A 13,721-nucleotide genomic window follows, 5' to 3' on the forward strand; every position below is an offset into this window, starting at 1 on the left:
CACTTTTTCATTGAAACAACGACCATTTTGACATTTATTCAGTCTAGGTTGGCTATAATCATTTCCAATAGTCATCATAGCGCTTCCCGCCTCGTCGAACTAAAACGAATTCTACATCATTTGTTATACAAAAAATCATAGGACACTTTACGTGGTTTGTAAAGTGTCCTATGCTAGTTCTCATGTAATTTATCAAAAACATTTTGAGCAACATTTTTTGGTAGCCCAATTTGTTGGAGTTCTTCCATCGTCGCTGCCGTAACATTTTTCAACGATTTAAATTCTTTTAGAAGTAATTTTTTTCTTTTCGGTCCTAATCCTTCAATTTCATCCAGCTTAGAAGCAAAACTATTTTTACTTCGTAGTTGTCTATGGAATGTGATCGCAAACCGATGGACTTCATCTTGGACCCGTTGAAGTAAAAAGAACTCGGGCGAATTTCTTTCCAATGGAACCACCGAAAGTTCATTTCCAAAAAGGAGTTCATTCGTTTTATGCTTATCATTTTTAGCCATACCAGCCACTGGTATGTCGATCCCAAGTTGATTTTCTAAAACATCTTTGGCGACATCTACTTGCCCTTTCCCACCATCGATCAAAATCAAATCAGGCAAAGGGAGACCTTCTCGAATGACACGAGAATATCTTCGATAGATCACTTCTCGCATCGAAGCATAATCATCTGGTCCTGTGACCGTTTTGATTTTATATTTGCGGTATTCTTTTTTTGCTGGCTTTCCATCGATGAATACCACCATTGCCGCTACTGGATTGGTTCCCATGATATTCGAATTATCGAAGGATTCAATCCGAACAGGTGTAGGGATATTCATGGCATTCCCTAAACGTTCCACTGCCCCAATCGTTCGTTCTTGCTTTCTAGCAATCAAATCAAATCGTTCATTCAATGCAACCGTAGCATTTTTATTCGCAAGTTCTACTAATTTTTTCTTTTCACCACGTTTAGGTTGTAAAACTTTTGTGGACAACAATGCCTCCACACTCGGTTGATCGATCGTGTCAGGAATCAAGACTTCTTTAGGAATAAAATGTTCATTTTCTTGATAAAACTGCCCGATATAAGTCAAAAAGTCCTCTTCTGCTTCATTATAAAAAGGAAACATCGAAACATCCCGTTCAATCAATTTCCCTTGTCTCACAAAGAATACTTGGACGCACATCCAGCCTTTATCAATGGCGTAGCCAAAAACATCTCGATCCACCAGATCTGTATTGGTCATTTTTTGACGAGTCATAATCGTTTCAATGGCTCGTATCTGATCGCGGTATTCTGCCGCTTTTTCAAATTCCATCTTTTCAGCAGCTTGAACCATTTTTTGGTGGATTTCTGATTCAACTTTTTCATAGCCACCATTTAAAAAGCTTTTAACTTCATCAACGATTTTCGTGTAAACTTGTGGATCAACATCAAAATAATAAGGACAAAGGCATTGGCCTAAGTGATAATACAAACACGGTTCTTTCGTTTGGCTAGGTTTACACTTGCGTAACGGAAACAACCGATCAAGGATTTTTTTGGTCTCGTTGGCTGCGCCAACATCTGGATATGGTCCGAAATAAACTGCTTTGTCTTTTAACACTTTACGTGTAATGACTAAGCGTGGGTACTTTTCGTTTGTGATTTTCAAAAAAGGATACGTTTTATCATCTTTCAACATGATATTGTATTTAGGATCATTTTTCTTGATCAAATTGATTTCTAAAAGTAAAGCTTCGATATTGGATTCTGTAACAATATATTCAAAGTCTTCGATCTCACTAACTAATCGTTCGGTTTTGGTATTATGACTACCTGTAAAGTAGGAACGGACTCTATTTTTGAGAATCTTTGCTTTCCCAACATAGATGATGGTGCCATTTTTATCTTTCATCAAGTAGCAGCCAGGTTGATCAGGAAGTAAGGCTAATTTATTTTTGATACGTTCGTTCATGAAATACTTCCTTTCAAATTTCATTGAATTAATTATAACATGTCTGTCAAAAAGAATCGTAATCGGCTCATTTGTTTCCTAGACTTGTTTGAGGGTTTAGATAAACTAGAGAAAGGTTTTACTGAAATTTGTGCTAAGGACAAAAAAACCGAGATATCAATCCATTGATTGATATCTCAGTAACATTCCAGATGTTTATAAATATTGATCGATCATTTGACGTAATTGCTCTTTCGAGTGTACACCAACCGCTTTTTCAACGACTTGCCCATCTTTTTTCAACAATAATGTTGGAATACTCATAATCCCAAATTGTTGAGGTGTTTGTGGGTTTTCATCTACATCCATTTTTACGATTCGGAATTCATCTTCATCGTATTCTTCTGACAGCTGATCTAAAATTGGTGCTTGCATGCGACAAGGTCCACACCAAGTTGCCCAAAAGTCGATTAATACTAAGCCTTTATCTGTTTCTTCGTTAAATGTCGTATCTGTAACTACTTGTGACATATCAAAGACCTCCATTTTTTAGTCTAGAGTCATTATAGCACCTTTCTTGATTCGAGACGAGCCTTCTGCTTACATTTAGTAAGTTTTATTTAAATTTAACGATCGTCGCCCCATTACCGCCTTGGTTAGCAGGAGCAAATTCAAAACTTTTGACACTTCGATGATTTTTCAAGTAGTCGGTGATTCCTTGACGCAAAGCTCCGGTCCCTTTTCCATGTACGATCGTTACTTGGGGATAGCCAGCAAGGATCGCTGAATCAAGGTATTGGTCAACCTCACTCAACGCTTCTTCATAGCGTTTGCCACGAAGATCTAGTTGGTTCGACACGTGACTAGCTGATTCAGAACGTACAGCATGAATGACCCGCTGTTTTGGTTCCTTTTGTGGAGCAACGGGCGTTAATTCACTTTCAGAAACATTCATTTTTAAAATCCCGATTTCCACTTGCCATTGCTCCCCGTTTTTACGTAACAAGGTTCCTCTTTGACCATAAGTTGTCACTAAAACTTCGTCGCCTGGTTTCAATGTTTTTTGTTCTTTGGCTTTTTTCAACACTTTATTTTTTTTCAGTTGTTCTTCTTGATGTAAGTTTGCCAATTTGGTTTTCGCATCAATCAATTGGTGCTCTTTTACATTTCCTTGTCCTACTTGTTGTTGCATTTTACGAATATCTGCAATGATTTTTTCCGCATTTTCTTGTGCTTCAGAAACTAATTCATTGGCTTTTTTCTTAGCTTTTTCGATTTCTTTTTCTCGTTCTTCAAAGAAATAACGATACGCCTCTTTTAAGTTTTCATATAACTCTTGTGCTTCATCAACGTAGTGGCGCATTTCTAAATACTCCGTTTCAGCCATTTTTCGTCGATTTTCTAAATCAGCGATCATTTCATTTAAATCTTGGCTTTCGTCATTCATTAATTGTTTGGCTTCATTGATGACTGATTGATCTAATCCTAAGCGGCTAGAGATTTCAAATGCGTTACTTCGCCCTGGTACACCAATCAACAGACGATACGTTGGACTAAGTGTATCAACGTCAAATTCCATACTTGCATTGATTGTATTCGCCCGATTGTATCCATAAACTTTTAGTTCTGGATAGTGTGTCGTAGCCATCACATAAGCCGATTTTTTCCCAAGATCGTCTAAAATAGCAATCGCTAAAGCTGCCCCTTCTTGGGGATCTGTTCCTGCGCCTAATTCATCAAACAAGACTAAACTTTTTTCATTCACATGCGCCAAGATATCGACGGTGTTTGTCATATGGGAAGAAAATGTTGAGAGACTTTGCTCGATGGATTGTTCATCACCGATGTCAGCAAATACTTCCTCAAAAATACCGATTTGACTTTCTTCATCTACAGGGATCGGTAAACCCGATTGCCCCATCAATTGTAACAATCCTAAAGTTTTTAAAGTGATCGTCTTTCCTCCAGTATTTGGACCAGTAATCACGATCGCTTGGTACTCTTTTCCAATACTGATATCATTAGCCACCACTTTTTCTTGATCAATCAACGGATGTCTTGCTTGTTTTAAAATGACATGATTTTCTACACTGATTGCAGGAACGATGGCTTTCAGTTCTTTCCCAAAACGTGCTTTGGCGTTCATCAAATCTAGTTTACCGATCACGTATGCGTTATGAATGATTTCATGTCGATGAGGAACCAGTTCAGCAGAAAGTTCACTTAAAATACGTTGGATCTCATTACGCTCTGCAATTTGATACTGTCTCAAGCGATTATTTAATTCAACGATTTGCTTTGGTTCAACGAATAATGTTTGCCCAGAAGCACTTTGATCATGGACTACCCCACCAAAGACACCCCGGTATTCTTGCTTGACAGGAATCACATAGCGATCATTTCGCATGGTAATAATCGTATCACTTAAGTATTTGGCGTTTTTCCCCCTAACAATGCCATCTAGTTGTTCTCTCACCGTTTGTTCACTTCGACGAATATTTTGACGAATGATTTTTAATTCAGGGGAAGCATCATCTGTTACTCGCCCATCTTCATCGATCGACTCTTTTAAACGTCGATTCAATTCGGGGATCGTCACCAATTGTTCTGCCCAGAAATAAAGACGTAAAAATTCAATTTCGCTATCTGCTAAATCAGCAAAGAATCGTTTTAATTCACTTGTAGTCGATAAAACACGTGCAACTTGCGCTAATTCGAGTCCATTTAAATCAGCACCGATCTCAATTCGTTTCATATGAGGTCGGATGTTCTCTAACTTAGGAATAGGGATTCCCCCACGTAACCTTTGAACTTTTAAGCCATCTTCTGTTTCTGCTAACCAATCTGTTAATTTCTCTTGTTGGTTGATCGGCACTAACTTTGCGAGTTCTTCTGTTCCTTGCGCGGTTACCACAAACTGACGAACAAGCTGTTTCACTTTTTCAAATTCTAATGTTTCTAGGATTCGATTATTCACGTTATCACCCTAACTTTCACTAAAAGAAGTTGTCACATTTCGCATTGACTCATTGGTCTTTGCTGTCCTGTCACAACTTCGTTTTTTTCTTTCACTACTTACTGTTACACTTTTACAAAAAATTTTTGATTAGTTTATCACATTCGTTATCCATAAATCATGGATTTTATTCGTTAGAAATGGTGTCTGCTCTACGATAAAGCGGGCAAGACTATTTCCACTAAATTGTTTTTGAACGATATCTACTGGCACAAAAGTCAATAAACTCAAGAGCAAAAATATCGTGACATAGGCAACGATTAAAGATAAGATGCCTCCCGCAAGCCAATCGACTTGTTTTAGGATCGGAATATAGGTCAAGCTATGAACAAAAATCCCGATAAAACGAGTAAGCAATCCTCCGATAAATAAAATCAGCAAAAAGGCGACTCCTGCATAAAAAGCTTCATCTAATCTGAAAGAAAATGTCTGATCAAAAAAGACCATTTGGGAATTAGATGTTACCGCAGGATAAGGAATATATAATTCCAGACGACTTGCTAGATCCTTATAAAAGTGCTGAGCTGCCATAAATGACAAGATATAACCGATCGTATAAACGACCTGCATAGAAAATCCTCGTCTCGCACCTGAAAAAAATGCAAGCAGCAAGATAAATAAAATCAAAAGACTTAACATGTCTTGTTCCTTTCTCTTTCATCAATTTGAAGATTTTTGTTTGATTTGACCTTTTCTTTTTTCATTTAAAATTTGTTGGGCTTCCACATGATTCTTGATTTCTCGATCTGCTTGTCCGTTTTCTTTCAACACTTCTCGTGCTTCGTTTTCAATCGCTTCAATTCTTTTGATTCGATTTTCCATTTCCACAAATTTGATCATTTTTTTCTTTAAATCTGCTACTTCTTTTTCAAGTTCGAGATTTCTTTCTTGCTTCTTTAATTGATCCGAGAGCGCATTGACAGCCATTAAGATCGCTGCTTGTTCATTATCGATTTGCGGAGACAAATCCTTCAATTCTTTTAGTTGTTCATTGATCAAATTTGTCACGATATCCATATGGTGCTTTGTTTCACGTCCAATAATCGTGTAATTTTGGTCGGCAATCACTGCTTTATAGCGTGTTTTTTCGTGCGCCATCCGAATCATTTCCCCCTATTGATAAAATTATTATCTAGTGTACCATGAAATTAATGATTTAACAGTTGTACACAAATTTTCTTATATTTACCTTATCATTATATGATAAACTTTGAAAAAATGCTATGTCTCGTCCCTAACTGAACGACAAGGAACTATTGAGGGATCTTTCATCTAACAAGCATCTAAATTTATTAATTTAACTAAAATGGAGGTACATAATGAGTAATATTATCATCAAAGTAACGACTGCCCAAATGGAAAAAATGAAACAAGCTTATCTTTCTTATCTTTTACCTAAAAAAATTCCTTATACCGTATTTGCTGCTAAAAAAAATGGCACGATCATCACTGCATACACCTCAGGAAAAGTCATGTTCCAAGGTGCAAATGCCGAAAAAGAAGCAAGTCAATGGGGAAAGGCAGCTTCAGCAAAACCCAAAGCTGGAAAAACAGCTGCATCTTTGCCTAAGAACATCGAATCTTTATCTGTATTAGGAAGTGATGAAGTGGGAAATGGGAGTTACTTCGGTCCATTGACAGTTTGTGCTGCTTACGTGGCCAAGGAGCAACTAACACAACTAAAAAAACTAGGCGTTCGTGATTCAAAAGAATTAAAAGATCCTCAAATCATTCAATTGGCTAGTATCTTGAAGAAGACGATCCCTTATCAACTTTTAGTACTCGAGCCTAAAAAATATAACGAGATCCAACCGAAATACAATGCTGTGCGTATGAAAGTTGCTTTGCATAATCAAGCGATCCATCTACTGCTGAAAAAAATTGCTCCTGTCAAACCAGAGGCAATCTTGATCGATCAGTTTACACCAGAAAGCAATTATAAAAAGTATGTCCGTTTGGAAAAAAATCAAGTGCAAGAAAAACTCTATTTTGTGACTAAAGGAGAACAATACCACTTAGCGGTAGCTGCGGCATCGATCATCAGCCGAGCAAGTTTTCTAGAAGAATTAGCCAAAGAATCAGCAGAGGTCGGTTTAGAGTTACCTTCTGGCGCTGGAACAAAGTCGGATCGAATAGCTGCAAAAATCATTGAACAAGGTGGCGTTGATTTGTTAGCAAATTATGCAAAATTACATTTTGCGAATACTGAAAAAGCAAAAAAAATGAGTTTATGATATCCCTTTAACGCTTTATTCTAAAAATAATAAACGTTGTTTCAGAAATCATTCTATAGGAATGAAGCGTTGAAGCAACGGTCATAAGACCTCTTAAAACAGGCTATCCAATTGGTCATTTGACCTTAAGAGTATAGCCTGATCTTTTAGATAGCATAAAAACTCCCATCACAGTAGAATAGAACTTTTTTCCACTGCGATGGGAGCCAATTAATTAGTCCCAAACGTTAAAACTTAGTATGTTTTACCCATTAATAACCAGCAATTTAATCAATCAACTCCCAAGGTCCCCATTGTTCAGTACCTAGTTCTTCCCCGCTTGTCCACCATTTAGCTTGATAGTTTTGCCCTTTATGAGACACCTTATCACCAGCTTTGTAAACATTTGTAGCACTCCATGCTTCATATTTTGATGAAGATGTGCTATCTAGTGTTGTCACACTCAAAGGTTGACTGTGTTCTGAAACATTACCAGAATGATCAAACGCTTTTACAGTATAAATGTACGTTGAACCAGCCATTAAATATTTGTCAATATAATTGGTAGTAGCTGTTTGACTAACTTGTTGTCCGTCACGATAAACATAATAACCTGCTACTCCTTTATTATCCGTCGAAGCGATCCAGTTCAACGTCACGCTTGTCTCTGTCACATTTTAAGCTGTCAGATCAGTCGGAATAGATGGTGCTTCTTTATCTTCTGGATCTGGTGTTGGCGTTGGTGTTGGATTAGTTGAATCCTCTCCATAAATCGTTTGTTGCGAGATATCTATACCGGCTTTTGTAATTCTTTGTGCTAGATTTATAGAAGCAATATGATCAACGGATACATCAGTTGCATTTGATTTTAATCTAAACGTATATGTCTCCCCTGGTTTAAGCTCTTTTCCTTCATAAACCCCACTTAAATCGATCGTCACCGTTCCATTTGAGGTTGAAACCTCGCCTGCTTTGTAATCACCACTACTAAGAATCTCATTTGAATTCAACGCTAAAGTGTATCGTGGTAATTTAATTGTCTTGTGAGAAGATTCAATAGCTGATAAAACGTCCGAATTTTCATTTAGTGTTTCTTTATTTTTGATGACTAATTCATACCCTTTTGAACTATTTTCAGAATAAGTAGAAATTCCTACCTCGACATTTAGATCACTTGATACAATTTTATGCTCTGGAAGTTTTTCTGTACCAAACAACCCATTTTTGATTGCTTTGGTCAGTTCATCTCTTTTCGTACTCGTTGTTGGCTTATCTTGCGACTGCATCCAAGAGATTACACCGCCTAATTCATGCTCTTTCACATATTGCGTTTTGTAATTAATTGATTTTACATTGTCATAGGTAAAGAACTCTTTTGAAACTTCGCTGTATAAAAATGGTGCTTTGGCTGTATCATCCCAATATTCTTTTAGAGTCGGGATTTTAGTTTTTAATTCATCAATGTTTCGGTAGGACCAAACTCCACCTGCTCGGCCACCATCCCCAAGTGCCAGAGAATGTTCATTGTCCGCACCATATGTCGGCGTTTGGTCTGCATCTTTATTGCTTTTTTCAGCAGGTTGGAATAATCCAGGAGTATTTTGGTCTGTCCCTTTAGCTACTTCATTCCACCCACGAGTATAGAAAGCTGCGCCGATAACGATTTTTTCTGAAGGAGCCCCATGTTCTTTCAAAAAGCGAACGGTCTGATCAACGGACAACCCATTTGCATAGTTCGGGTCGTTAGGATTACCATAAAGTGCAGTATGATGACCACTTGTTGCACTCCAAGCACCATTCATGTCATAAGTCATCATATTCGCAAAGTCAACTACTTCAAATAGTTGTTTGATGTCAATTCCCTTGTCCAACATTCCTTGGGACGCAGGTAATGCTACGGAAAGTTCATAAGTCTTACCTAATTCCACTCCTTGTTTATCGATCGCCGCTCGAATATCTTTTAATAGTAAAATATAATTTTCTTTATCCTCTGGTTTTGCGTTAGGTGTTCCTTCATCATTTTTGTTGTCGACACGATCAGGCTCACGAACATCTGCTGGATATTCCCAATCAATATCAACGAAATCCATGTTGGTATATTTTAAGAATTTAGTAATGTTTTCCACTAATTTTTTTCGTTTCGCAGGACTAGCTGCAACTTCAGAAAAATCACCCGATTTTGACCAACCACCTAATGACACGCCAATTTTTAAGTTTTTATTTTGTCCACGCAAATTTTGAAGCGCATTCAACAATCCAGAAGCAGCATTTCCCCATCCGACTTCTGCTTCACCTGCTGGCACGCCTACAGCGGCTTCTTTATCTGTAAATTTCAACTCACCATTACTATCAAAATCTAAAAAGGCATAATTTAAATGCGGCAATTGGTCTGCGGCAATATCTTTAGGATAAAATTCTTGTTCTCCTCCCCAAATCGACCAATCACCATAATACATCACATTACGATAAGACGCTTTTTTTGTAATTTCCTGAGCTTCTTCAGCATGCACATGTTCTTTGTGGCTGAATAATGGCGTTGTCAGAGAAATAACAGAATAAAATAACATCGCTGTCAAACTAATTTTTTTCAACTTTTTCATTTTTAACCCTTCCCCTCTTTTTCTATACGAACTCCCCTAATGAAACTTATTACCCATAAAATAAATCAGTTATTTTTAATAAACCAACCTCCTAAAAAACAAAAAAATAATAACCTTTACAAAACAAGGTTAACATTATCTTATCAAAGCATCAAATGATTTGATATTTTTGTGTTGCATATTAACATTTATATATTTATAGTTATCTAAAATAACTAATAAATATCCCTATTCTCTTTTCTCTTTTCCATCTTTTTTTACTGCTTTATTTAAAATAACTATTATTTTTTATTTTTATATTTATAAAAGAACAAAAAAAGCATTTAACCAAAATAAATTGGACAAAATGCTGCGAATCTTTTTATGTATGATTTGTTCATTTTTGAATGTATCCTCTTAGAGTTGGATCTTCCTGATTCTTTTCGTTTCATCATTAACATTTAACTGAAAACTTTTTCAAGGAAATTGACGATCATATTTAATCTGCGATTCCTGCTCTCTAAAACAATTTAATGTACGTAAGTATCGTTTAGCCGATTTTAAATGTTCAGCTAGTGGTTTTTTTTCTCCAAGATAAGTATAATAATTAGCTAACACGACTCTTTTTACCTCGTCTTTAGTGATGGTCTCTAATTTTAGCTTTTTGATGGTTTCTTTTGCAATTTTGACTGGCATTTTTTGTAAGAAAAAGTAATTGACCAGCGCATGTATATGTCCCCCCTTGGATCGGTTCTCTTTGATTAACTCATCACAACGTTTCCTTATGTCCCTTTTCCCTTTGTTGATCTCATCTGCTGAGAGTTTACCATCAAAAATCGGTGGAAATAATGGAATCTCATAACGATCACTTAATCGATTACTGATTCTTCTACTTGCACCTATGGAAATCAATGTATTTTCTATTTCTTTCCTTTGCCAGAGCCAATCATCCTTTTTTTGTACGATATGATCACAATACTTCTCAATGATGCTCACCTTTAATGCATCTGAAGAAACCGGCAAAAAAAAATCAAACGCATCAATCACATGAAGTGTTTCCTTTAGTGGTCTCTCTGTAAATAATAGAAAATGAACAATAGCCTTCATTCCTTTTTCATTACCTAAATCCTTTAAAAACGAGTGACAACGATTCAACTGTCCAGATAAACGTCCAGTTTTGGGGAATAACTCTTCATTTACATGGTTATTGATCAATGTGACTAATTCTTGATTCGCCCCCCTTAAGGCAAGGTCATTTTCACTTGATTTTTTCCACTCAATGAGCCCTAACTTATTAAAAGATGCTTGGCACTCCTTAACAAGTCTTACTTCTTCTTTGATAGTCAAATAACTATTGTCAAGAACAACATTTACTTTTGAAGGGATTTTTGTAAAAATTTCCTCAAGAATATCTGGAGGCAGCTCTTGAAGCACGAGATAATTCCGTGTTGCCAATGGCTCAAAACGTTCACAACGTTGGACTACTTCGTCAATGAGTTTTTGAGACGACTTCATCTTCAAAGAAGGAAGCAAGGTGACATTTAGTATCTTACTCAATTGATCGATCTGCGTTCGATTCATTCCTTGTGAGATAAGATATTCCTCACATTGTTTCTTTCCAAAAGTTCCTTGAGATCCTATCAACATCGATTGGCACTTGTACACTTCCTCGAATTGTTTCTGTAAATAAAATTTATTGATAGTTTTAGGAAACCTTAGATCTCTAAAAATTTTATCAACATACTTGGGCGCTGTATTTTGTAACAATAAGTATTTTTGAATCGCTACAAAGCCTCTTTTTGGTCCTAAGTCTTCTAAAAAAGAATTGCACCGATTAACTAATGTGCTAATTGCCCCTCTTTTAGTCATATCTATCATTGGGAATATTGATTGATCGATGTATTCATTTATTTGATGAAGCTGTTGTAAACTAGGATAAGTTAAAATAAAATAATTCTCGAATTTTTTTCTGCCCATTTCTGATCCTAATTCTCGAACAAATTGGCTATATTTTCTATATCTAGTTAAACAAAAATGGAAATTTTTTCGATCCTCATCATTCATAGAATCTTTTATTCGCTCTATGACTTCGATATTGATTGCAGGAGGGAAATCTTCCAACATAAGGTAATTATTGACTGATTTAACTCCATTTACTTTGTTTGGATACCAGTAATTTAAAAAACTTTGGCAATATTTGACTGCTTTAGTTATTTTGTCCTCCTTTGATAAAGGTTCATCTTTCAAGGAAGGCAATAAACTGATGTTTAAAATTTCTCCTATCTGATTAAAAAATTTACGATCTACTCCTTGTAGAACTAGCCGATTTTCTACTTCTGTTGCCCCCATATTATTATAATAGAGCGTTGCAACGAGAAGGTCTTTATACTCTTTTTGATTGATTGTCTTGGGTAATTGAACTTCATTAAGTATATCCTTCGCTCTGTCTGCTGATGTATTTTGCAACAATAAATAATATTGAACAGCTAGTAATCCTTCTGTCTCACCGAAATCCTCTAAAAATACATTACATCTTTTAGCCGTCAAAGTAATTTGTTTAGAGTATCTGGAATTCTCCCATGTAGGAAACAAAAATTCTCCAATTGTTGCACTTATTTTGTTGTATTCAGATCGAGGAAGTTCATTTAAAATGAGTTGATTTTCAATTGCTTTTATCCCTTCATTTGTGCCATATTTGACCAATGTTTCATTGTACTTTTTATGTAATTGTTTTTTCTTTTCTATCTTTTTAAAAAATCCATGTTTGTTCACAGTTCCCTTAAAAACTAGTCCTTCAACAATTTCTTTAGTCAATTCTGGACTCAGGTCATGTAGCACAAGATAATTTGTAATAGTTTTTTTTCCTATCGCACTATTAAAAACATTTAGCAGTGATTGACAGTATTGAGTGGCTTCGTTAACTATCTCTTGCTGGGTTTTATCCTTAAATATTGGTAAGAAATCCATCTTCTTGATTTGACTGACTGTCTCTATAGACTTTCGATTTGCCCCTTCCATTAATAAATGGTGTTCGATACTTCGTTTTTCATCTATCTCTTTGATTTTCTCTAATAAATAGCAAACATAACTATCCCTATCTAAATAGAACAAAGTTCTTTTCATTTCTCTTTCCCTTCTCGTTTATTCATTGAGCTTAAGTATAAAGTGGAAAATAGGGAGAAACGTTCCTTTTTTTTCAAAAAAAAAAAATTTATTGAAATTCCCTAATAGAAAAGCCGCTTCAACTAACGAATGAATCCCATCCGCAACATTAACACAAAAAAACGGTGTGCAAGTGTTCGTTCTTTGAAATAGATCTGATGTTTTGGAGACAAATGGTGTCTCAAAAGCATCAGATCCATCCAATCGAACAGAGCTTACACTACCGTTATTGTCACAAGCTAAACAATAACCCCATTTAAGTATAGATCGATCAAAGTCGCCACATCAAAAGGCTGTTCCTCTGAATGACCAGATTCAGTAATATAAGGGGCTAGCAAAAGGAAAAAATGTTTCGCTGCCAGTTCCTGTGTGACGTTTTTTCGTAATAGTTGTTGATGATTGGCAAAAATCTTTTCAAAAGGTTCCCGATAATTCTTTTTCCATAAACAAAACAAATGATTTCTTGTTTCAGCTGAAAGATTGAGCTTCAAATCATGCAGCATCATAAACAAATCAATGAGATGGGTTTCGATAAGATATTCAGCCATCTTAGTTAACGTTTGTTGAAAATCATCGGCACCCGTTGCGGCGATTTTCCTCAAATCGTCCCCTACTGTTTTCAAATGTTGTTCCAGAACTGCCTGGTAAAGTTTTTCTTTGTCACTAAAGTAATGATAAAGATTGGGTTGGGTAATCCCAGCGTTCTTAGCAATTTCACGAGTAGACGTGCCGAGATAGCCTTTTGACATAAACAAATGATTGGCTTCATGTAAAATCTTTTTTTGCGTGTCTTTGTTATAGCGATGAACCACATACACAC

Annotated in this window: 8 protein-coding genes and 1 pseudogene; 1 reads left to right on the forward strand and 8 read right to left on the reverse strand. The window is 36.1% G+C overall.

All coding sequences use genetic code 11. The features are described 5' to 3' along the window. Positions 1-173: 173 nt before the first annotated feature. The 5 genes from uvrC to zapA form a co-directional block, all read right to left on the reverse strand. Complete coding sequence (gene uvrC / locus AB3I42_RS09815; protein ID WP_010738020.1) at positions 174-1,952, reverse strand: excinuclease ABC subunit UvrC; 1,779 nt, start codon at positions 1,950-1,952, stop codon at positions 174-176. Between the two features lie 195 nt (positions 1,953-2,147). Beyond that, complete coding sequence (gene trxA, locus AB3I42_RS09820) at positions 2,148-2,462, reverse strand: thioredoxin (RefSeq protein ID WP_010718648.1); 315 nt, start codon at positions 2,460-2,462, stop codon at positions 2,148-2,150. Between the two features lie 85 nt (positions 2,463-2,547). Continuing rightward, positions 2,548-4,908 carry an endonuclease MutS2 gene (locus AB3I42_RS09825; RefSeq protein WP_010718649.1) on the reverse strand — a complete coding sequence of 787 codons (2,361 nt, stop codon included), beginning with the start codon at positions 4,906-4,908 and terminating at the stop codon, positions 2,548-2,550. 129 nt (positions 4,909-5,037) lie between these two features. After that, complete coding sequence (locus AB3I42_RS09830; protein ID WP_010718650.1) at positions 5,038-5,586, reverse strand: CvpA family protein; 549 nt, start codon at positions 5,584-5,586, stop codon at positions 5,038-5,040. 21 nt (positions 5,587-5,607) lie between these two features. Beyond that, positions 5,608-6,045 carry a cell division protein ZapA gene (gene zapA, locus AB3I42_RS09835; protein WP_081123231.1) on the reverse strand — a complete coding sequence of 146 codons (438 nt, stop codon included), beginning with the start codon at positions 6,043-6,045 and terminating at the stop codon, positions 5,608-5,610. 221 nt (positions 6,046-6,266) lie between these two features. Between zapA and rnhC the strand changes: the two genes are divergently transcribed. Then, a complete protein-coding gene (rnhC, locus tag AB3I42_RS09840) occupies positions 6,267-7,181 on the forward strand; it encodes a ribonuclease HIII (protein WP_181914352.1) in 915 nt (304 codons plus the stop codon). A 266-nt stretch (positions 7,182-7,447) separates the two neighbouring features. On the opposite strand, the pseudogene AB3I42_RS09845 reads toward rnhC, so the two are convergent. From AB3I42_RS09845 to AB3I42_RS09855, 3 genes and pseudogenes are all read right to left on the reverse strand, one after another. Next, positions 7,448-9,760, reverse strand: a pseudogene (locus AB3I42_RS09845) (glycosyl hydrolase family 18 protein). A 456-nt stretch (positions 9,761-10,216) separates the two neighbouring features. After that, a complete protein-coding gene (locus AB3I42_RS09850) occupies positions 10,217-12,862 on the reverse strand; it encodes a hypothetical protein (protein WP_306690397.1) in 2,646 nt (881 codons plus the stop codon). Between the two features lie 278 nt (positions 12,863-13,140). Continuing rightward, a complete protein-coding gene (locus tag AB3I42_RS09855) occupies positions 13,141-13,713 on the reverse strand; it encodes a TetR/AcrR family transcriptional regulator (protein WP_010738025.1) in 573 nt (190 codons plus the stop codon). Positions 13,714-13,721: the final 8 nt, after the last annotated feature.

This window comes from Enterococcus sp. C53 (assembly GCF_040887425.1).
GTDB lineage: Bacteria > Bacillota > Bacilli > Lactobacillales > Enterococcaceae > Enterococcus_B > Enterococcus_B hirae.

Bases quoted from the DNA above. Each gene is read 5' to 3' on its own strand.
- uvrC (WP_010738020.1), bottom strand. From the start codon at position 1,952: ATGAACGAACGTATCAAAAATAAATTAGCCTTACTTCCTGATCAACCT.
- trxA (WP_010718648.1), bottom strand. From the start codon at position 2,462: ATGTCACAAGTAGTTACAGATACGACATTTAACGAAGAAACAGATAAA.
- AB3I42_RS09830 (WP_010718650.1), bottom strand. From the start codon at position 5,586: ATGTTAAGTCTTTTGATTTTATTTATCTTGCTGCTTGCATTTTTTTCA.
- zapA (WP_081123231.1), bottom strand. From the start codon at position 6,045: ATGGCGCACGAAAAAACACGCTATAAAGCAGTGATTGCCGACCAAAAT.
- rnhC (WP_181914352.1), top strand. From the start codon at position 6,267: ATGAGTAATATTATCATCAAAGTAACGACTGCCCAAATGGAAAAAATG.
- AB3I42_RS09850 (WP_306690397.1), bottom strand. From the start codon at position 12,862: ATGAAAAGAACTTTGTTCTATTTAGATAGGGATAGTTATGTTTGCTAT.